The organism is Aureimonas sp. Leaf454 (assembly GCF_001424685.1).
Classification (GTDB): Bacteria; Pseudomonadota; Alphaproteobacteria; order Rhizobiales; family Rhizobiaceae; genus Plantimonas.
Genome location: NZ_LMQT01000022.1, coordinates 207,177 through 227,548 on the forward strand (window position 1 = coordinate 207,177; position 20,372 = coordinate 227,548).

Below are 20,372 nucleotides of genomic sequence, written 5' to 3' on the forward strand. Positions count from 1 at the left end.
TCGACGGGTCCGGGTTGCTCCGGTGGTCTCGTTCCCCACGACGCTGTTGCAGGCACGCCACATGGTCAGCCAGCCGCTGCGTTGGTGAATCCTTCCTAAGCCCGGGTCCTTGATTTTGAATTAAAAAACCCGCCGAACCCCTCGGTTCGGCGGGTCATCACGGCTTCGTCAGAACGCTGGCGTCCTGGCGAGGACCTTACTTGAAGCGGTAGGACAGCTTCGCGGTGACGGTGTGGAAATCGAAGTCGTCGTTCGACGAGAACGAGGTCGCGCCCGTTCCAAGACCCGTGCCGTTGCCGTCGAAGGGGCCGCCGTTCAGCGTCGTGAAGCTGTCGCCGCCGAGATTGGTGTAGAGATACTCGGCACCGAAGGAGACGTTCTCGGTGACCATGACTTCCATGCCGGCGCCGACCGTGTAGCCGAAGTCGTCCTCGTCCTCGAAGGTACGGGCGGGGAAGGCCGCGGTGATGGCGGGCGAGTTGCTCGAGAACGAGTAGTCGACCTCGCCGTAGGCGACACCACCGGTCACGTAGGCCAGAGCCGTCGGGGTGACGGCATAGCCGGCGCGCAGACGTGCGGTCGCCAGGAAGTCGAGGCTGCGCTCGGCCGTGTAGAAGGCCGGGGTGTTGGAGAAGGCGCTCTGCTTCTGCGCGACGTCGAGGGCATTGATGTCGATGACGCCGCCGAGGACGAAGTTGTCCATCTGGTAGTCGTAGCCGACATGCGCGCCGCCGACGAAGCTCTCGTCGAACTCGGAGGCGAAGTTGCCGCCGAACGCGCCGTTCAGCGAACCGCCCGCCGTGTTCGGAATGCCGATGTTGGTGGCATTGCCGAAGGTCGAGGCGATGCCGAGGCTATCGGGATCTTCCGGGTTGAAGGCACCGCCGCCCTGCACACCGATGTAGAAGCCGGTCCAGGTCGGAGCGGCCATGACGGCGACGGGCGCCGGCGGCTCCTCGTAGACGACGTCGGCGGCAATCGCGGGCGTCACGAAAGCTGTGGTGGCGAAGAGAATGGCAAAACGCTTCATGGCGCGAACTCCAGGCGTCGCTCGGTGGCGACGATCTTATCGTGGGCGGCATCACCGGAGGTTCGGCGCTCGCCACGTGGCGAAGCACAGCCCCTTTCGGCTTTCCATGACGACAAAATCGGCCATCGCGGGGCGATCGGCAAGCCTTCCTTCATGTCTTGCCGACTGCCCTGTTGCACCTGCGCCACAAAACCAACGATGTGGCCGCGCCGCGCAAAGCCTCGAACCGACATCAAGGACATGATTTTTAAGCGTTTTTACGCATTCATTCTACGCGTCGCCATGCCTTGACAAACTGCAATATCACGGCCGCGTGAGCTTTCTGAGCTCGAGGCGCGGATCCGCATGGCGCAGCCGCTCCCTGACGGACCGTCGGCCCGAGCGATGTCGGCCTGCGCCTTTCCGCTCGATTGTCAGGACTTGCCAAGGGGCCATATGGTGGCCTCGGAGGCACCACATCTGCAGTCGGAGGAAGCATGCTGAAACGTCGAACGATGACGTCCCTGTTCATCGCGATGGTCTTGGGCGGACCGGCGCTGGCGCAGGGCGCCGGGGATCCGGAAGCGGGCAAGGCCGTGTTCAAGAAGTGCCAGGCTTGCCACGCGGTCGGACCGGGCGCGGCCAACAAGATCGGCCCGGAACTGAACGGGATCGTCGGCGAGGCGGTCGCCTCGGTGGAAGGCTATGCCTTCTCGCCGGGTCTCGTGGAGTATGCCAAGGCTCATCCGGTCTGGGACGAGCCGACTCTGACCGCATGGCTGACCAATCCGAAGGCCGAGGTCCCGAAGACGAAGATGGCGTTTCCCGGCCTGAAGAAGCCCGAGGATATCGCCAATGTCATCGCCTATCTGAAGACCTTCGGCGAAACCGGCGAAGCCGCGCAGTAAGTCCCGGACGCGATCATCGAGCCGGCGTCGAGCCGGCCGGCCGCTCGTTCGAGCCGGTCGGCTCGAACGAAGACGGCGCAGCCGCCTCCGCGTCGCCGCTGGCGAGGCGATCAATCAAGGCGTCGATCTCCGCATAGAAGTACCGCCGGCCGGGATAGCCCATGAGGCGTCCGACTTCGCGACCATCCTCGACAAGAACGAAGGTGGGGGTGAAGACTGCGGGGTCGAGGCCCTCGATGCCGCCCGTGCGGCTTTCCCAGATATCGACACGACGCAAGGGGGCCCGACCGCCTGCCCGGCTTCTTGGGTAATCCGGAGCGATCTCGCGAAGGAACGCTTCGCAGAAGGGGCAAGCCCGCTGCTCGAACATCAGGAGTTCGGCAGCGCCGACGGCCGTCGCCGGGTTGAGACCAACGAGAGCGCACAGCGCGATCGGCCAGAGGACCGCCTTCCGAAGTTTCCCGTTCCAGCGCCGCACCGTGATCCCCTGCTTCTCCTGGACCGGCCCCGTGCCGCGGGCCGAAACCTGGTCGGGCACGACACGCCGGACCGCACCCGGCCCGTCAGGGACGAGCTTCGGCGACCACGGACATCCTTGCATGGTGCAGCCGGCTTGTCCCCACCCCCGTGTCGGGAACGCGCAAGCACGGACGGTGCGAGGAAGCGCCGAGACTTGCGGGAGGAACCCGGCGCGGTCCGGAACCAGCCATCGGACCCGCTAGCGAACCCGAGGTCGCGTCGGTCGTTCGCTCGACGATCGCGTCGGCGGCTTGCGAGCGCAGGACGGTTCGCCACCCACGAGACCGACACGTCGGCGAACGGCGGCCTTATCCGGTGACAGTCGACCGATCCATCGATCGATCGGGAGAAGCATATACGGATATATACTTAGAATTTTTGCGCATATTTTTGGTGTCCGACCTTGCCATTATAGTACAACCTCTTAAATTCATTTCTTAATTATTTGTTAATCGCCTGAACTTTTCGGAACCTCGCGCGTTTCTCCTTTGAACTTTCTGCACGGAGCGTAACGATGCGGGCCATGTTGGACTTCCCGGACACTTACGGGACAGACCAAAATTCGATGATCAGCCCAGCCGCCGCCGCGGCACGTCGTCATGTCGACCCGGACGAGCCGAAGGACAGTCTCGCCGAGCCGATCCTTCTGTCTCTCGTGACGAGCGACGGGACGAGCGATCGCAAGAGCGGTGGTCCGGCGAGCACCTGCGCCCATGTGCCCGGGCCGTTCCGGGAATCCAGCCGGACGACCCGGGAAACCGAGCGGCTGCAATTGACGGCGGCGCATCGGCTGGCCTCGGGCGGCTTTCGGCCGAATGTCATGGGCGAGGCCGAGACGGACCCTGCCGAAATCGGCGTGGGCCCGATCTGGCGCGATCCTCGCACCGCCGTCATCATGATGCTCGCGATCGGCATCCTCCTCGCGGCCTTCAGCTATTTCATGGACCTGCGGTAACGCGATCGTTGACCCGACGGCGCGGATTTCGAGACGCGCGCCCATCCTGACACCACATTTCTGATCTCCTCCCGAGCGCAAATGCTTCGGAGATCTGCTTTGCCTTTCGACCCTCGTCGTCTTTTCGCCTGCCTCGCCTTCATCTCCCTGGGCCTTGCCGTTCCGCCTGTCGCGGCCGCGACGCCCGACGATGCCATCGTCATCGCGGAGACCGCGGATCCGACGACGCTTGATCCGCAAGTCGCGACGACACCGTCGGAATTCCGCATTCTGTCCGCCATGTTCGAAGGCCTCGTCCGCTTCAAGCCGGGAACGATGGAGATCGAGCCTGCACTGGCGGACCGCTGGACCGTCTCGGCGGATGGCCTGACCTACCAGTTCGATCTGAAAGCCGGCGTCACGTTCGAGGACGGAACGCCGCTCGATGCCAAGGCCGTTGCCGAAACGTTCGACCGGTTGCTCGATCCCCGTGCGGCCGAAGCCGGCACCTTTCCGCTCGCCTTCGTCTTCGCGGCCGTGGATCAGGTCCAGGCGGTCGATGCCGATACGGTGGCCTTCCGTCTTCGGTATCCCTATGCCCCCCTGCTCGCCAGTCTGGCGACGCCGACCGGCTTCATCGTGTCGCCTGCGGCGCGGGCGGAACCGTCTGCGACCATCGCGCGACGTCCCGTGGGGACCGGACCCTATCGCCTCGCCCGCTGGACGGCGGGGTCGACCGTCGAACTCGAGCGCAATCCGCGCTATCGCGGCGAGCCCGCGGGTCTGGCCAAGGCCGAGTTCCAGTCGATGGCCGACCCGGCCGAGCGCCTCGCAGCCCTGAAGGCGGGCCGGATCGACGTGATGACGGATCCGTCCCTCGATATGCTGCCGGCCCTTCGAGACGCGGCCGCCGGCGGGCCCGCGCTCGTCGAGACGACCGCGCCCCACCTCTGGTTCCTGATCCTCAACACGCGGGAGGGCGTCTTTTCGGACCGGCGCGTGCGGCAGGCGGCGAATTATGCGATCGACCGCCGGGCGATCGCCGAGAAGACCCTGTCCGGGGGCGCGCGACTGGCGGCCGGTCCCGTGCCGTCTGCCTTCGGCGCGGCTGCCGGCGACACCAAGCCCTATCCCTACGACCCGGACAAGGCGCGCGCCCTCATCCGGGAAGCCGGCGCCGAAGGGCGCAGCGTGACCTTCCTGGTCGCGCAGGGCGGCAGCGGCATGCTGGAACCGGTCGAAATGGCCAAGCGCATCGCCGCCGACCTTTCCGCCGTCGGACTCCAGGCGAAGATCCAGACCTACGAGTGGAACACGTTCCTCGCCAACGTCAATCCGGGCCTCGCCGGGAAGGCGGACATGGCGGAAATGGCCTGGACGGTGTTCGATCCCGATACCCTTCCCTACCTTGCTTTGCGGGGCGAGGCCCGCCCCGGTCTCGGCGGCTTCAACGCCGGCGGCTATGCCAATGCCGAGGTCGACCGGCGGCTGGAGGACGCGCGCCGCTCGAACGATCCCGCCGGGCGGGCGCGGCTCTATGCCGAGATCCAGCGGATCACCCACGAAGACGCTCCCTTCGCTTTCGTGGTGGAGCGGACCGCCGCCATCGCCGTGGCGTCCGGCGTGGAGGGCATCGTGCTGGAGCCGACGGGACTCATCGATCTGACCAGCGCAACCAAGCGATAAAGACTTTGTCGTCCGGCCCCGTTTGCTTCGATCGACTTCGGTAGATCAGAGAGGTTCCAATATAGAACGCCTCCAAAGAAGAAGTGTTCGATTGACAAGCCGCCCCCCGGCTCCTAGCGCTTCGACCGACATCCGGAGACCTCGCCGCGAGAGCCGTTGGGGTTCGTCGGCGCCATCACCCTGGAAACCTCCGCCGGTTTCCGCTGGAGGCTACATGAACACTCGCTTCTCCATGGCTCGCCGGCCCTTGGCCGCCCTTGCCGCCTCGGTCGCCCTGGTCGGGTTCCTCAACGTCGCGGCACGGGCGCAAGCGCCGAACGAAGCCGCCGTCGTCGCGACCTATTCCGACCTCGCGCTCGCCGGCTACGAAGACGCGCTGGCATCGGCGAAGACGCTGAAGACGTCGGTCGACGCACTGATCGCGACGCCCTCCGAGGAAACGCTCGGCGCGGCCCGCGCGGCGTGGACGGCGGCCCGGCCCTTCTACCAGCAGACGGAGGCCTTCCGCTTCGGCAACCCGATCGTCGATGACTGGGAAGGCCGCGTGAACGCCTGGCCGCTCGACGAGGGGCTGATCGACTATGTCGCTCCGACCTACGGGACGGAGAGCGACTCCAACGCCTTCTACGTCGCCAACGTCATCGCCCATCCCCAGTTGACGCTGAACGGCGAGACGATCGACGCCACAGTCATCACGCCGACCCTCCTCAAGGAAAAGCTGCAGGAGGCCGGCGGCGTCGAGGCGAACGTGGCCACCGGGTACCATGCGATCGAGTTTCTGCTCTGGGGTCAGGACCTCAACGGCACGGGTCCCGGCGCGGGCAAGCGCCCGGCCACCGACTATTCCACGACCGACTGCACCAACGGCCATTGCGACCGCCGCGCCGCGTTCCTGAAGGCGGCGAGCGACCTACTCGTCGCCGATCTCGAGGAGATGGTCGGCAACTGGACGCAGAGCGGCGCCGCGCGCAAACGACTGACGGACGATCCCAAGGCCGGCGTCGCCGTCGTCCTCACCGGCATGGGCTCGCTCTCCTACGGCGAACTCGCGGGCGAGCGCATGAAGCTCGGTCTTCTTCTTCACGATCCCGAGGAGGAGCACGACTGCTTCTCCGACAACACGCATGTCTCGCATCTCTACGACGCGATCGGCATCCGCAACGTCTATACGGGCCGCTACGTCCGGCTCGACGGGTCCGTCGTCGAAGGACCGTCGGTCTCCGATCTCGTGGCCGCGACGTCGCCCGAGATCGACACGGAATTGAAGGCCAAGCTCGATGCGACCGTCGGCGCGATGGAGGCCGTCGCAAAGGCCGCGCAAGCCGGCGAGGCCTACGACCAGCAGATCGCCGAGGGCAACGTGGCCGGCAACGCCCGCGTCCAGGCCGCCATCGACGGGCTGATCGCCCAGACCCGCGTGATCGAACGGGCGGTCGCAGCGCTCGAGGTGAAGAACGTGCAGATCGAGGGATCCGACAGTCTCGACAACGTCAACGCGGTCTTCCAGTAGAGCGGCGCTCTCACGCATAAGCCGTTAGCGGCGGCGGGGAGCGAACGGTGCGGCAAAGCGCGCCGTGCCTTTCCCCCGCCTCTTCGCGACATGATCAGAGTACCCCGCGCGCGCTCCGTGCCGCGCAAGCCGCGTCTGCCGACCATCCGAACGCTGTGAGGCCATGGCTGCTCTTCGCTCCCTCGCTCTTCTCTCGCTGATCTTCGGCGGCGCGGCCCTCGTGCCGGTCGCGGCCGTCGTCGCCGAGAGCGTCGCGGCGCGGGGCGATCTGTCGCCCTTGGACCTGAAGCGCGTGCGGGCCGTCACGAAGCCGGCGAGCGACTTCTCGAAGCCCGAGGCCTTCGAGGCGATGCAGGGCGGCGCGGGGACGTCGACCAAGCTCGTCAACCGGGATGCCTTCAGCCAGATCTCGGCCAACCAGGATTTCGCCGGCGAGGACACGTTCAAGCTCGGCAACGCGCTGTTTCGCAAGTTCTGGGTCTCCTCGCCCGCGTCCACCGAGGCCTCCGACGGCCTCGGACCGCTGTTCAACGCACGATCCTGCCAGAGCTGCCACCTGAAGGACGGCCGCGGCCATCCCCCGGCACAGGGCGAGCCGGGCGTGTCGATGTTCCTGCGCCTGTCGGTGCCGGCCTCCACGGACGAGGAGCGCGAGGCGCTGGCGAAGCGAACCCTGCTTCGCATTCCCGAGCCCACCTATGGCGGGCAGCTGCAGAATTTCGGCGTTCCCGGCGTCGAGCCGGAAGGGCAGATGACCATCCGCTACGACGAGACCTCGGTCACGCTCGGCGACGGCACGCGCGTTGCGCTCCGTCATCCGACCTACGGCGTCGCGGATCTCAAATATGGCCCGATGGCGCCCGACGTGCGCCTGTCGCCGCGGGTCGCGCCGCCGATGATCGGGCTCGGGCTCGTCGAGGCGATCGCGCCCGAGGACATTCTCTCGCGCGTCGACGCCGGGGATGCCGACGGCGACGGCATTTCCGGCCGAGCATCGCGGGTGCGCGACCCCGGGACGGGCGAGACGGTGCTCGGGCGTTTCGGATGGAAGGCGAGCGCGCCGTCGATCAAGGTTCAGTCGGCCGAGGCGTTTTCCGGCGATATCGGCATTTCGACGCCGCTCGTCACGGACGGTTTCGGCGAGTGCTCGCTCGCCCAGCGCGTCTGCCGGGACGCGCCGAACGGCGTGCAGCCCGGCCTGGGAGAGGTCGAGGCGCCCGACCCCGTGCTCGACCTCGTGACCTTCTATTCGCAGAATCTCGCCGTTCCCGCCCGCCGGAATGTCGGCGAGACCAAAGTTCTGACGGGAAAGAAGCTCTTCTACGGCGCGGGCTGCGCCGGCTGCCACACGCCGAAATTCGTCACCAGCCGCGAAGCGCTCGACAAGGCGCAGCGCTTCCAGCTGATCTGGCCCTATTCGGACTTCCTCCTCCACGACATGGGCGAGGGGCTGGCCGACGGCTCCACGATCGGCGATGCCGGACCGCGCGAATGGCGCACGCCGCCGCTTTGGGGCATCGGCCTGACGAAGGTGGTCAATGGCCACACGCTCTTCCTGCACGACGGCCGCGCGCGCGACCTCACCGAGGCGATCCTTTGGCACGGCGGCGAGGGCGAGGCCTCGCGCAATGCCTATGCCGCGATGGACAAGGCCGATCGCGACGCGCTTCACGCCTTTCTGGAGTCGCTATGAAAACCGTCCGCAGCCCGGCGTCGCGCCGGTTCCGTCGTCTGGCGTCGGCGCTCGTCCTCGCTTTGCTCTTCGGAGCTTCGCTCTCGGGGGCCTTTCCTCTGTCCGTCATGCGCAGTGCCGGCGCAGCCGAGCCCGCCAGCGCTAGCCCCGGCTCGGCTGAAAAGACCGCCATCGTCCGGCGCGCGGTCGAGGAGGTCTTCCGCCCCGCCTATCGCGACCTCGCGGTGCGGGCCGCCGACATGACCGAAGCGCAGGGCGCGCTCTGCTCGTCGCCCTCGACGGCCGCACTCCTTGAAGCGCGCAAGCGGTTCGCCGGTCTCGTCACGAGCTTCTCGCGCACCGAGTTCGTGCGCTTCGGCCCCATCATGGAGGACAATCGCATCGAGCGGCTCCTCTTCTGGCCGGACCGGCGCGGCATCGCGCTCCGCCAGGTCCAGGGCCTTCTCGGCGCCCAGGACGAAAGCGCGACCAGCGTCGCCGGCCTGCACGCCAAAAGCGTCGCGGTGCAAGGATTGAACGCGCTCGAATTCGTCCTGTTCGGGTCCGGCGCCGAAGACCTCGGCCTGCCGTCCGGCGATTTTCGCTGCCGCTACGGCGCGGCGATCGCGGGCAATCTTTCCGCCATGGCGGAGACGATCTCGGCGGGCTGGCAGAGCCCGGACGGCATCGTGAAGGCTTTGACAGAGCCGAGCGCCACGAGCCCGGCCTATCGCGAGATCGACGATTCGCTCGACGAAATCCTCGGCACCTTCGTGCACGGCTTCGAGGCGATCCGGGATCTGCGCATCCGGCCGGCCTTCGGCGAAACGATCGGGGATGCCGCTCCCAAGGCCTGGATCTACGGGCGCTCGGAGCTGACGGAGGCGAGCCTCCAGACCAATTTCGCGGGCCTCTCCGAACTCTACGACCGCTCGGGGATCGCCGGCCTCCTGCCACCATCCGAACGTTGGATGGAAGCCTCGATCGCCTTTGAATTCGGCAATGCGGGCCGCGCCTTCCAGACGATCGCCATGCCGCTCGCCATCGCGTCGGGCGATCCAAAACGTCGCGACCGCGTCGGCTACCTCCTCATCCTCACGCAGAGCCTTCAGGATCTCTTCGCCAACCAGTTCGCGCCGGCCGTCGGGCTGAAGGCCGGTTTCTCCTCGCTCGACGGAGACTGAGATGCGCCTTCTCGATCGCCGGGCTTTTCTGATCGGCGCCGGCGCGGGCTTCGTCGCCGCTCTCACGCCGCGCGCCGCCGAGGCGATCTCGCGCATCGATGCCGTCTTCGGCGCGGCCTGCCAGACCGCCGACGGGCGCTACGGCTGCGCGGTCTTCTCGGAGGCCGGCGAGATCCTGTCGCTGGTCGAACTGCCCGACCGTGGACACGACGTGACGTTCGATCCCGTGTCCGGCCACGCCGTCGCCTTCGCCCGCCGGCCCCGCAACTTCGCCGTCGTGTTCGATCCAGCGAGCGGACAGGCGCGGAAGACGATCCTGTCCGCCGAGGGCCGCCATTTCTTCGGACACGGCTTCTTCTCACCCGACGGCCGGTTTCTCTACGCGACGGAGAACGAGATCGAGACGGCTGAGGGGCTGATCGGCGTCTACGCGGTCGCCGAGGACTACGGGCGCGTCGCGGAATTTCGCACCGGCGGCATGGATCCGCACGAGGCGCTGCTGATGGGGGACGGCGAGACGATCGTCGTCGCCAATGGCGGCATCGAAACCGACCCGGCCTTCGGCCGACAGAAGCTCAACATCGCGACGATGGAACCCTCGCTGGTTTTCATCGACCGGCGGTCAGGCGCCATCCGCGAGCAGCAGCGGCTCGACGCCAAGCTCCACCAGCTCTCGATCCGGCATCTCGCGATCGATGCCAGCTCCCGCGTCTGGTTCGGCTGCCAATACGAGGGCAACCCGGCGGATGCGCCCGAGCTCGTCGGCTTCGCCTCGCTGGGCGAGGCGCCGAAGCTGGTCGAACTGCCCCGTCCGGAGCTCGCCGCGCTGTCGAACTATGTCGGCTCCGTCGCCGCCAGTGCGGACGGCGCGCGCATTGCGCTGTCTTCGCCGGTCGGCAACCGGCTCCTCGTCCTGGACGCCGCCACGGGCGCGGTCTCGGCGCGGCACACGCTGAAGGACGGCTGCGGTCTCGCACCCGCAAGGGACGGGTTCCTCGCCACCAGCGGCCAGGGCGACATCGTCACGCTCGCCAATGGGCTGGACCGGATGCCGAGCCGCAAGGTGGTCTGGGACAACCACATCCTCGCGATCTCCTAGCGCCGTCGCCGGCGGGGGATCCGTTGCACCGTCGAGCCCTCGAACTGACCTGTTCGCGGGACATTCGAGGCCTCGTCGACGTTCAGATCGCCGGCGCGCGGGCGGCGACGGCGAGGAGGGTCCAGACGTAGTCGGCGAAGGATCGCCAGCAGGCGATCTCGAAACGGTGCTCGGCGCGGCGCCAGAGCACGATGTCGGCCTTGGTGAGGATGGTGCGCGTCGCCGAGCCGACCGGGAAGCTCGGCAGGCGGATATCCTGCGCGCAGCCGGCGGAGATCACGGCCTCCGCCGCCGGACCGTCCAGGGAGATCGCGACGCTGCGATGGGTGACGTCGACCAGGGAAAACGGCGCGGTGACGCCGTCGAACCGCTCCGCCAGGGGCGGACGAGCCGCCAGCGGATCGCGCCCCTCGCTCTCGTCGACAAGGAGCCAGTCGTCGGGGCCCAGCCAGAGCGCGGAGACCGCACCCTCGCCGGTCACCATCTTCGGGCGACGCGGAAGCGCGAAGCCGAGCGCGGACTCGACCCCGGCGAGGTCGCCCTCGCCGACCCGAAGCGCCAGACGCGTGCGCGGGGCGATGGGCGAAAGCGTGACGCCGGCGGCGCTCGCATAGCGTCCGTCCAGCGGCGACATCGCGCGCAGGACGGACGGCGCGGGGGATGACGCCGCTGCCGTGAACTGTCCAGCCTCAACCATGAAGACGCTCCCCTTCCCTGTCGAAGAAGATCGGAGCGGTGACCTCCACGCCGATCGTTTCCTTGGCCATCGGCATGTAGAGCGTCCGCCCTTTCAGCGCGCGGCCGTCTCGGACCAGCGCCAGCGCGATCGAACGGCCGAGCGTTTCCGACCAATAGCTCGACGTGACATGGCCGATCATGGTCATCGGGATCGGCTCGTTCGAATCGGCGACGATCTGTGCGCCCTCCTCCAGCACCGTCAACGGGTTCTGCGTGAGAAGTCCGACCAGTTGCTTGCGGCCCTCGCGGACGAGATCCGGCCTCTGCATGCCACGCTTGCCGACGAAATCGGCCTTCTTCTTCGAGACGGCCCAGGACAAGGCGGCATCGGCCGGCGTGACCGTGCCGTCGGTCTCCTGCCCGACGATGATGTAGCCCTTTTCCGCGCGAAGGACGTGCATCGTCTCCGTGCCGTAGGGCTCGACGCCGTGCGGGCGACCGAGTTCGCGCAGCGCGTCCCATACGGCGCGGCCGTAGGGGCTCGGCACGTTGATCTCGAAGCCCGTGTCGCCCGTGAACGACACGCGGAAGAAGCGGCAGGGAACGCCCATGAAGGTGCCGACGGCGACCGACATGTGCGGGAAGGCCTCGGGCGAGATGTCGATGCCGCCGACATGGGGCGTCACGATCTCCCGGGCCTTCGGGCCCTGGATGGCGATGGTCGCCCATTCCTCGGTGATCGAGGTCAGCCACACCTTGAGGTGCGGGAACTCGGTCTGGAGATAGTCCTCCATGTGGTTGAGGACGCGCGGCGCGCCGCCGGTCGTCGTCGTGACGTGATATCGGTGCTCGTCGATCCGGGCGACGATGCCGTCGTCCATGACGTAGCCGGCCTCGGACAGCATGATCGCATAGCGGCACTTGCCGACGGCAAGGCTGGCGATCGGCGTCGCATAGAGGAGATCGAGGAATTCGGCCGCGTCCGGGCCCGTGACCTCGATCTTGCCGAGGGTCGAGGCGTCGAAAAGGCCGGCGGCCTCGCGCACGGCGCGGCATTCGCGCTTGACGGCGGCGTGCATGTCCTCGCCGCGCGGGAAGTACCAGGCGCGCTTCCAGTTGCCGACGTCCTCGAACACGGCGCCCTCGGCCTCCGCGCTCTCGTGAATCGGTGTCAGCCGGGTCGGATCGAACAGCGCGTCGCGACCGTAGCCGGCGATCGTGCCGAAGGTCACGGGCGTGAAGGGAGCGCGGAACGTCGTCAGCCCGACCTGCGGCATGGACGTTCCGAGCTCGACCGCCGCGACGCCGATGCCGTGGATGTTGGAGGTCTTGCCCTGGTCGGTGGCCATGCCGTTCGTGGTGAAGCGCTTGATGTGCTCGACCGAGCGAAAGCCCTCCTGCGTGGCGAACCGGATGTCCTTGGCGGTGACGTCGTTCTGCCAGTCGACGAAGGCCTTCCCGAAGGTGCCCGGCCCGGCCGCCGGCGTCGCGCCGGCCATGCCGCCGCCGGCCTTCGCCATGCCGGACACGGCGACGGACCGGTCATCGTCCGCTCCGCCGGCGGCCCTTGCCGAGGCGATGGCGGAGGCGAGGTCGAAATCGCCGTTGCAGGCGCCGACCGAGGCGCAGTCCTGCGCGTTCTCGCCGGGCACGTAGGCGTGGAGCGCCTCGTCGAACGTCACCTTGCCGCGCGACTGCGAGAAGAGGTGGACCGAGGGCGTGAAGCCGCCGGACATCAAAACCGCATCGCAGTCGAAGCCCTGGCGGTCGATGCCCGTGCCGATTTCGGCCGCGAAGACGCCGCGCACGCGCTTGACGCCGCGGACCTTCGTGATCTCGTAGCCGGCGAGCACGGGAATGCCGAGCGCCCTCGCCTCGCGCACCAGAGCGTCGTCCGGCGACGGTCGGAGGTCGATGATGGCCGGCACCTCGACGCCTGCGCGCTTCAGGTCGATCGCCGCGGCATAGGCGGCGTCATGCGCCGTGAAGACGACGACGCGGTTGCCGGGCTTGACGCCGTAATGGTTGAGATAGAGGCGACCGGCGGAGGCGAGCATGATGCCCGGGCGATCGTTGTCGGGGAAGACCAGCGGCCGCTCGATGGAGCCGGTCGCGAGCACGACCTGTCGGGCACGCACCTGCCAGAGGCGCTCGCGGGGGACGAGCGGATCGGGGTTCGCGAGGTGGTCCGTCAGTTCCTCGGTCAGAGCGACCATGTTCTGGACATAGTAGCCGAACGCGGTCGTGCGGGTCATGAGGCGCACGTTCGGCAGGGCGGCGAGTCGGGAAACCGCGTCGGCGACGAAGCTCATGGCGGGAACGCCGTCGATCGTGGCGGTGCTCTCGACCTTCAGCCAGCCGCCGAAGGTCGTGCCTTCGTCGCACAGGATGACGCTGTCGCCGCGCTCGCCCGCAGCGAGGGCAGCGCAAAGACCGGCCGCGCCGCCGCCGACGACGAGCGTGTCGACATGGGCGAACCGGTTGGCATAGCTGTCCGGATCGGGCTCGGTCGGCGCCCGGCCGAGGCCGGCGGCGGCGCGGATATTGGGCTCGTAGACCTTATGCCAGAAGGACTTCGGCCACATGAAGGTCTTGTAGTAGAAGCCGGCCGTCAGGAACCGCGAGAGCAACCCGTTGACGCCGCCGACATCGAAGGCGAGCGACGGAAAGCGGTTCTGGCTGTCCGCGACGAGCCCGTCGTAGAGCGGCTGCATGGTCGCGCGGATGTTCGGCTGGCGCCGGACCTCGTCGCGCCGGATCTCCATCAGCGCGTTCGGCTCTTCAGAGCCGCTGCCGAGAATGCCGCGCGGGCGGTGGTACTTGAAGGACCGGCCCGTCAGGTGGACGCCGTTGGCGAGAAGCGCGGAGGCGAGCGTGTCGCCTTCGAGCCCTTCGTAGCGGTTGCCGTCGAAGGTGAAGGCGATGCGCCGGGCGCCCTTCAACCGGCCACGGGTCGACGTGCGATAGGACGCCATTATTGCTGCGCCTCCGTTCGGGCGATGGGGGTATGGGCGGCATCGCCCATGACGCCGGGTTCGACATTGGCGTCGAAGCTCGCCGCGGCGAGGTTTCCGTCCGCGTCGATCTCCGGCTTCGGCCGCCCGGCCTTGTAGGTCGTGACGAACTTGTCGGTCACGGCATGGCGGACCGCGTTGAAGAACCGTCCGCAGCCGTGGACGTGGCGCCAGCGCTCGAACACGAGGCCGCGCGAATTGCTGCGGAAGTAGAGGAGTTCAGCGGTTTCGCGGTCGCTCAAGACCGCCGAGCCCTCGGGACGCTTCAGGTGCGCCTCGCCGGACTGCCGGAACTCGAGCTCCGGGCGCTCTTCCTCGCAATAGGGGCAATGGATGAGAAGCATCGTCGTCCCCTTAGTGCGCGACGGCGGCCGCCGCCGCCTCGTCGATGAAGCGGCCGGTGGTGAAGCGGTCGAGATTGAAGGCCGCGTTGATCTTGTGCGGCTCGTCGCGGGCGATCGTGTGGGCGAACACATGACCCGAACCCGGCGTCGCCTTGAAGCCGCCCGTGCCCCATCCGCAATTCACGTACAGGCCCTTCACCGGCGTCTTCGACAGGATCGGCGAGCGGTCCGGCGTCACGTCGACGATGCCGCCCCAGGAGCGCAGCATCTTCATGCGGCGGAACATCGGGAACATCTCGGAGATCGCATCCAGCGTGTGGTTGAGGATGTGGAGGCTGCCGGACTGGCTGTAGGACGGATACTGGTCCGTGCCCGCGCCGATCACGAGCTCGCCCTTGTCGGACTGCGAGATATAGGCGTGGACCGTGTTCGACATGACCACGCAGGGGAAGCAGGGCTTCACCGGCTCGGAGACCAAGGCCTGCAGCGGGAAGCTTTCGAGCGGCATGCGAACGCCCGCCATCTCCATGACGGTGGAGGTCGAGCCCGCCGCGACGACGCCGACCTTCTTGGCGCCGATGAAGCCGCGGCTCGTCTCGACGCCCTTGACCGAGCCGTCGGCGCCGCGGCGGATGCCGGTGACGGCGCAGTTCTGGATGATGTGGACGCCCCTCGCGGAGGCCGCCCTCGCATAGCCCCAGGCCACTGCGTCGTGACGCGCCGTGCCGCCACGGCGCTGCAGCGCGCCGCCGACGATCGGATAGCGCGTGTCCTTGCCGATGTGGAGCGGTGGGCAGAACGCCTTGCACTCCTCCGCCGTCAGCCACTCGTTGGTGACGCCGTTCAGGCGATTGGAGTGAATGTGGCGCTTGGCGACCTGCACGTCGTGCACGTTGTGCGCAAGCATGAGGACGCCGCGCGGCGAGAACATCACGTTGTAATTGAGATCCTGGGAGAGATCCTCCCAGAGGTTCAGCGCATGATTATAGAGCGCGGCGGACTCGTCGTAGAGATAGTTCGAACGGATGATCGTCGTGTTGCGGCCGGTGTTGCCGCCGCCGAGCCATCCCTTCTCGATCACCGCGATATCGGTGATGCCATGTTCCTTGGCGAGGTAGTAGGCGGTGGCGAGACCGTGTCCGCCGGCCCCCACGATGACGACGTCGTAATGGCTGCGCGGCTCGGGTGACGCCCATTGCTCGCCCCATCCGCTGTGGTTCCGGAAGGCCTCGCGCGCCAGCGCGAAGGCTGAGAAACGTCGCATTCGAACATCCTTGGATCGAGATCGTCGGCGACGGGACGAAAACCGCCTTCGCCGCAGTCTAGGCCTGTCGCCCCTTCCGTCTAGCGCTTTGAGCCGCGGATCATGCTCATTTTGCGACGGGGTCTGACGCTTTGTCCCGACAACCGCCGCCGGTTCGCGCGAGACGGGGGCGGATGCGGCAGGACGGCGTCGGTCGCCACACCTTGACCGCTCGGATCGAACGCGCCGAGACGTCTGAAGCCATGGCGTTTTCGACGCCGTCCCGCGAAAGCTCAACCCGTCGTCCCGGTCTCGGCCGCCGACCGGAAAACCGCCGCGTCACGCTGACGCTGCCCTCCGTCATGCGCTCCTTTCCGATGACGACGGGCGCGCGCCGCACGGCGACGACGCGCCGGGCCAGGGCGGAACGCGGCGACCGATGCCGGCAAGAAGACGGTCGGGCCCCGGCGGCTCCCGCGGCATCTCGACACGCGACGCCGGTTCTGCTAAGGGCCGGCGTCGAATTTCTTGAGGGAACCGGCGGTTTGCGCCGGCCGTCACGAGGCCCGATCCATCCCATCCCTTTCAACGGAACAACCCGTGCAAGTTCTCGTCCGCGACAACAATGTCGACCAGGCCCTCCGCGTCCTGAAAAAGAAGCTGCAGCGCGAAGGCGTCTTTCGCGAAATGAAGCAGCGCGACCATTACGAGAAGCCGTCCGAGCGCCGCGTGCGCGAGAAGCAGGCCGCCATCAGCCGCGCCCGCAAGACCGCCCGCAAGGCGGCGCAGCGCGAAGGCCTGCTGCCGAGCGCCAAGCCGGCCGTCAAGGCGAAGGCGGCGCGCTGAGGCACGCCGAGCCGTCTGGTCAGCGTCGGGCAACCTTGGTGCCCCATACTGCCGTCGGCTGCTAGCCTGTCATGATTTGGGCGATTTCTCGGTCCAGCGAAGGCGGTGCGGCTCCCGGGGCGTGCCGCCTTTCGCATGGCCGAAGATCTCCCGCCGTGGTCCGGATGTTCCGGCCCGCGACCTCGACACTGCAAGGCTCGAAGCGGCGGGACGCCGCGGCGAGACCATGAGAAGGACCGGACGCTTGGCACTTTCCACCACCGCCGCTGCCCGACATGCCAAAAGCCCGATGATCCGGTCCCGCCTTCAGACGCTTGGCGTCCTCGCAGCCCTTGTTTCGCTCGGCGCCTGCCAGTCGGGCGGTCCGGACGCCAATGCGATCCAACTCGACCAGGCGCAGGGGTCGGCGGAGAACATTTCGTCCCTGACGGCGACGGTGAACGCCAATCCGCGCGAACCCGAAGCCTACAACGTCCGCGGCACCGCCTATGGCCGGGCGGGCGACTACAATCGCGCCGTCGCCGATTTCACCACGGCGATCCAGCTCGATCCGAACTTCTATCAGGCCTATGCCAACCGAGCCCTCGTCTTCCGCCAGACGAACGAGCAGGCCAAGGCCGTCGCCGACTACAACACGGCGCTGAAGATCAATCCCAACTATGACAGCGCCTATATCGGCCGTGGCAACATCTACCGCGTCGCCGGCCGCAACCGCGAGGCGCTCGCCGATTTCCAGCGCGCGATCGACCTCAACACGACCGATCCGCGCGCCTACCACAATCGCGGCCTCCTCTATCAGATCGACGGCCAGCACAAGCAGGCGATCGAGGATTTCAGCCATGCGATTTCCCTGAAGGCGGACGCGCCCGAGCCCTATTCCGGCCGCGGCGTCTCCTATCTCGCGCTCGACGACGAGGAAAACGCCTTCACCGACTTCAACATGGCTTTGAAGCTCGACGACAAGAGCGCGGAATACTGGACCAATCAGGCGATCGTGTACGAGCGGCAGGGCGACAAGGCGCGCGCGCGCAAATCCTACGCCCGCGCCGCCCAGCTCGACCCGAATTATCGTCCCGCCAAGGACGGCATGTCGCGCACCAGCTGACCGCCAATCGCACTGCGTTACCGCAGGTGCGAAGGCGTGATGACAGGAATTGAAACCGACGGGCGCTTCGCGGGTTTGGGAAACGACAGACCGATCTGGAGTTCCCCGTCATGAAACACACCGCACTTCTCGCCGTCGCCGCCATCGCCGCGGCCGTCTCCCTCCCCGCAGCCGCGAAGGCCGACACCAAGCTCGGCCTCCTCACCTGCCAGAGCGACGGCGCCCTCGCCTACGTCATCGGGTCCACCAAGGACTATCTCTGCACGTTCAAGCCTGCCGATCGGACCGCGCCGATCGAGCCCTATGTCGCGCGTCTCGACACGGTCGGCGTCGATGTCGGCATCACGGGCCGTCAGGATCTGTCCTGGATCGTCTATGCCGGCAGCTTCGAGAACGGTCAGCCCGTGTCGATCGCCGGCAATTACTACGGCGTGTCCGCCGATGCCTCGGTCGCGGCCGGTGGCGGCGCCAAGATCCTCGGGGGCGGACCGGACGGCGGGTTCACCTTGCAGCCGACCAGCCTCCAGGCGCAGTTCGGCCTCAACGCCACCGCCGGCATCTCGCGCTTCTCACTGGAGCATGCGCCGTCGGAGCGGGTCATCTACAAGCCCTGATCCCGGCTCGATGTCATCCAGCACGCAGAGCCCGCCGGAGCGATCCGGCGGGCTTTGTCTCGTCCCATCGATTTGGCGGCGCGTTTGATCGAGACGGACCCGGTGCCCCGACCCGGGCGCCTTCAGGACACTTCCCGGCGGCTCAGCCTGCCGCGCGCATTGCCCGCACGATCAGAGCAGGAACATCGCCATCAGGATCAGAAGCACGATGACGGCGATCGTGCCGTATTTGAACATGGCGAGAAAGCCGGAATAGGTCCGGCGATGCTCGGCATAGTCCATCTGCGCGGCTTTGTTGATCTCGTAACCCTGCAGTTCGGCCATGCTCATGCTCCCTGTCGCTCGGGCTCGGCACATACACGATCTCGCCCTGAACTGGCAATGCCGGGAGGCGTGCGTTCCGCAGCCTCAGGACGGCTCGTCCGGCGCTTCGCCGGTGCCGTCGATCGCACCGACGCTGTCGCGGAAGGAGAAGCCCGCGCGCATCATGGCGGCGATGTCGCGATCGCGGCGCGTTTGCCGGTCGGCCGCGCGATGCGGGCCCAGCCGCCGACGCCTGGCGTAGGCGAGCGCGGCGGCAGCGTCCCCCATCTCGTCCTGCGCGGCGACGGCTTGGCGCAGTTCGCGCGGCACGCCCTTCTGGCCGAGCTTCGCCTCCGTCTGCCGTAGCGACGTGCCGCGTCTGCGCAAGGAAGCGAAGCGGGCTTCGGCATAGGCGCGGTCGTCGAGCAGTTTCAGCTCGAGGAATTTGGCGATCGTGTCCGAGATCATCGCGCGGTCGCGCTCCTCGGAGCCTTCATCCGCCTCGATGGGCTCGCCGGCCTCGATGGCCGCGCGGCGTCGTCGCTCGATCTTGCGCGCGAGGACCCGGGCGAGATTGTCGGATGAGCTCGCATAGCGTTCCAGATAGTGGGCGGCAGCGCGGAAGAGCCAATCGGCGGTGACCGGTCTCGGTCGTCCCGCAGATCGTCTGGACTTGCCGTCCCGTTCCGATCCCATCATGCGAACCCATTGCCCTTGCGTCTCGTCGAACGCCGATCGATGCGCCTTCACGCGTTCGCCGGCCGGGCGCTCATCCTACCAACCTCCGCGGCTTGCGCGAAGCGCGATGCTCCTCGAAGGTCCGATCGTCGCCGTTCTCGAAGGATCCCCGAACGACGAAAGCCCCGGATCTCGAACGAGATCGCGGGGCTCCAGCCGTCAGGCGAGGCGTGGGTGGATCAGGCGGCGATCTGCATCGGCTGCGCCTGATTCTCCGTCATGCCGCGACCCAGAATGCCGATCTCGTAGGCGAGCGTCGCGGCTTCGGCGCGGGCGCGATCGAGGCCGGGGGCGATCTCGTCGGTGAGGTTGAAGATCGTGCCGCCGTGCAGGAACGGCGCCTCATAGGCGGCGCGCAGGACGAGACCGATTTCGAGGCGCGGCGTCTGGCTCTGCTGGATGACGCTCTCGACGACGCGGGCGATGCGGCTCGGAATGGTGGTGACGGCGCTGGCGGCGAAGGCCCAGTCGCGGCCGCGGCGGCCCTTGCCGGCATCAGCCGTCAGGATGCGGTCGGTCTCGATCGCAGCATAGGCCGACAGCGGCGAGAAGCGGACGGGGATCAGCGTGCGGTCCGACAGCTTGGCGGCCGAGCGGATGGCCTCGACGCTGGTGCCGGCATCGATGATAGCGAGGTCGCCGCGGCGGCGCGCAGCGCGCACCAGGCGTTCCATGGTCGCCTCGTCCTCGGCGGTCTCGACGGTGATCTTGGAGGGGCATGCGCCCTTGCGGCTCCAGTCGAGCAGATCGTGATCGCGCGCCGCGTCGATGAGGACGACCGGAATATCGGCCGCAGCGGCGACGCCGGCAATGGTCAGAGCAAGAGTGGTGGTGCCGGACGTCTTCAACGTTCCGATGGAAATGACGGGAAGCATGGTCGGACGTGACCTTTCGGGGAAGCCGGGGGGAAGGGACTGGCTCCGCGCGGTGCGCCGCGAAAAGCCTCGAATGACGACCACCCACTTC

Annotated in this window: 19 protein-coding genes; 10 read left to right on the plus strand and 9 right to left on the minus strand. The window is 67.5% G+C overall.

All coding sequences use genetic code 11. The features are described 5' to 3' along the window. Positions 1-196: 196 nt before the first annotated feature. Positions 197-1,030, minus strand: a complete 834-nt coding sequence (locus ASG43_RS17520) for an outer membrane beta-barrel protein (protein ID WP_056507806.1) — start codon at positions 1,028-1,030, stop codon at positions 197-199. A gap of 476 nt (positions 1,031-1,506) precedes the next feature. Between ASG43_RS17520 and ASG43_RS17525 the strand changes: the two genes are divergently transcribed. Continuing rightward, positions 1,507-1,917, plus strand: coding sequence for a cytochrome c family protein (locus ASG43_RS17525; RefSeq protein WP_200939526.1), 411 nt, complete (start codon positions 1,507-1,509; stop codon positions 1,915-1,917). Positions 1,918-1,930: 13 nt separating this feature from the next. Here the strand turns inward: ASG43_RS17525 and ASG43_RS17530 are convergent, their stop codons facing one another. Then, positions 1,931-2,455 (minus strand): hypothetical protein, encoded by a 525-nt coding sequence (locus ASG43_RS17530; RefSeq protein WP_348271089.1) that lies wholly within the window; start codon positions 2,453-2,455, stop codon positions 1,931-1,933. Positions 2,456-3,001: 546 nt separating this feature from the next. Between ASG43_RS17530 and ASG43_RS17535 the strand changes: the two genes are divergently transcribed. From ASG43_RS17535 to ASG43_RS17560, 6 genes are all read left to right on the plus strand, one after another. Further along, entirely contained in the window at positions 3,002-3,391 is a 390-nt protein-coding gene (locus tag ASG43_RS17535) for a hypothetical protein (protein WP_056507808.1), read from the plus strand. 99 nt (positions 3,392-3,490) lie between these two features. Then, the gene (locus ASG43_RS17540) at positions 3,491-5,056 is read left to right on the plus strand and encodes an ABC transporter substrate-binding protein (RefSeq protein ID WP_056507810.1); all 1,566 of its coding nucleotides are present in this window, start codon (positions 3,491-3,493) and stop codon (positions 5,054-5,056) included. Between the two features lie 214 nt (positions 5,057-5,270). Next, positions 5,271-6,566, plus strand: coding sequence for an imelysin family protein (locus tag ASG43_RS17545; protein WP_244488146.1), 1,296 nt, complete (start codon positions 5,271-5,273; stop codon positions 6,564-6,566). A 163-nt stretch (positions 6,567-6,729) separates the two neighbouring features. Beyond that, positions 6,730-8,259: a di-heme oxidoredictase family protein gene (locus ASG43_RS17550; RefSeq protein WP_082491017.1), complete on the plus strand. Its 1,530-nt coding sequence runs from the start codon at positions 6,730-6,732 to the stop codon at positions 8,257-8,259. Then, entirely contained in the window at positions 8,256-9,422 is a 1,167-nt protein-coding gene (locus tag ASG43_RS17555) for an imelysin family protein (RefSeq protein WP_056507812.1), read from the plus strand. The genes ASG43_RS17550 and ASG43_RS17555 overlap by 4 nt, the downstream gene beginning before the upstream one ends. A 1-nt stretch (position 9,423) precedes the next feature. Further along, positions 9,424-10,521 carry a DUF1513 domain-containing protein gene (locus tag ASG43_RS17560; RefSeq protein ID WP_056507814.1) on the plus strand — a complete coding sequence of 366 codons (1,098 nt, stop codon included), beginning with the start codon at positions 9,424-9,426 and terminating at the stop codon, positions 10,519-10,521. Between the two features lie 82 nt (positions 10,522-10,603). On the opposite strand, the gene ASG43_RS17565 is transcribed toward ASG43_RS17560, so the two are convergent. The 4 genes from ASG43_RS17565 to ASG43_RS17580 are packed head-to-tail and all read right to left on the minus strand — an operon-like array spanning position 10,604 to position 15,821. Further along, entirely contained in the window at positions 10,604-11,218 is a 615-nt protein-coding gene (locus ASG43_RS17565; protein ID WP_056507816.1) for a sarcosine oxidase subunit gamma family protein, read from the minus strand. Then, positions 11,211-14,174, minus strand: a complete 2,964-nt coding sequence (locus tag ASG43_RS17570; RefSeq protein WP_056507819.1) for a sarcosine oxidase subunit alpha family protein — start codon at positions 14,172-14,174, stop codon at positions 11,211-11,213. The genes ASG43_RS17565 and ASG43_RS17570 overlap by 8 nt, the downstream gene beginning before the upstream one ends. Continuing rightward, a complete protein-coding gene (locus tag ASG43_RS17575; RefSeq protein WP_056507821.1) occupies positions 14,174-14,557 on the minus strand; it encodes a sarcosine oxidase subunit delta in 384 nt (127 codons plus the stop codon). Before ASG43_RS17575 ends, ASG43_RS17570 begins: the two co-directional genes overlap by 1 nt. Positions 14,558-14,567: 10 nt before the next feature. Continuing rightward, positions 14,568-15,821: a sarcosine oxidase subunit beta family protein gene (locus ASG43_RS17580; protein ID WP_056507823.1), complete on the minus strand. Its 1,254-nt coding sequence runs from the start codon at positions 15,819-15,821 to the stop codon at positions 14,568-14,570. 579 nt (positions 15,822-16,400) lie between these two features. Between ASG43_RS17580 and rpsU the strand changes: the two genes are divergently transcribed. From rpsU to ASG43_RS17595, 3 genes are all read left to right on the plus strand, one after another. Then, positions 16,401-16,646 carry a 30S ribosomal protein S21 gene (gene rpsU / locus ASG43_RS17585; RefSeq protein WP_056507825.1) on the plus strand — a complete coding sequence of 82 codons (246 nt, stop codon included), beginning with the start codon at positions 16,401-16,403 and terminating at the stop codon, positions 16,644-16,646. A gap of 289 nt (positions 16,647-16,935) precedes the next feature. Continuing rightward, positions 16,936-17,751: a tetratricopeptide repeat protein gene (locus tag ASG43_RS17590; protein ID WP_056507827.1), complete on the plus strand. Its 816-nt coding sequence runs from the start codon at positions 16,936-16,938 to the stop codon at positions 17,749-17,751. A 110-nt stretch (positions 17,752-17,861) separates the two neighbouring features. Beyond that, positions 17,862-18,365: a DUF992 domain-containing protein gene (locus tag ASG43_RS17595; RefSeq protein WP_056507828.1), complete on the plus strand. Its 504-nt coding sequence runs from the start codon at positions 17,862-17,864 to the stop codon at positions 18,363-18,365. 171 nt (positions 18,366-18,536) lie between these two features. Here the strand turns inward: ASG43_RS17595 and ASG43_RS22330 are convergent, their stop codons facing one another. The 3 genes from ASG43_RS22330 to ASG43_RS17605 all read right to left on the minus strand — a co-directional run bounded on the left by ASG43_RS22330 (position 18,537) and on the right by ASG43_RS17605 (position 20,281). Further along, positions 18,537-18,689, minus strand: a complete 153-nt coding sequence (locus tag ASG43_RS22330) for an aa3-type cytochrome c oxidase subunit IV (protein WP_082491026.1) — start codon at positions 18,687-18,689, stop codon at positions 18,537-18,539. Positions 18,690-18,773: 84 nt separating this feature from the next. Beyond that, positions 18,774-19,418, minus strand: a complete 645-nt coding sequence (locus ASG43_RS17600) for a RecX family transcriptional regulator (RefSeq protein WP_244488147.1) — start codon at positions 19,416-19,418, stop codon at positions 18,774-18,776. A 167-nt stretch (positions 19,419-19,585) separates the two neighbouring features. After that, complete coding sequence (locus tag ASG43_RS17605) at positions 19,586-20,281, minus strand: hypothetical protein (protein WP_056507830.1); 696 nt, start codon at positions 20,279-20,281, stop codon at positions 19,586-19,588. Positions 20,282-20,372: the final 91 nt, after the last annotated feature.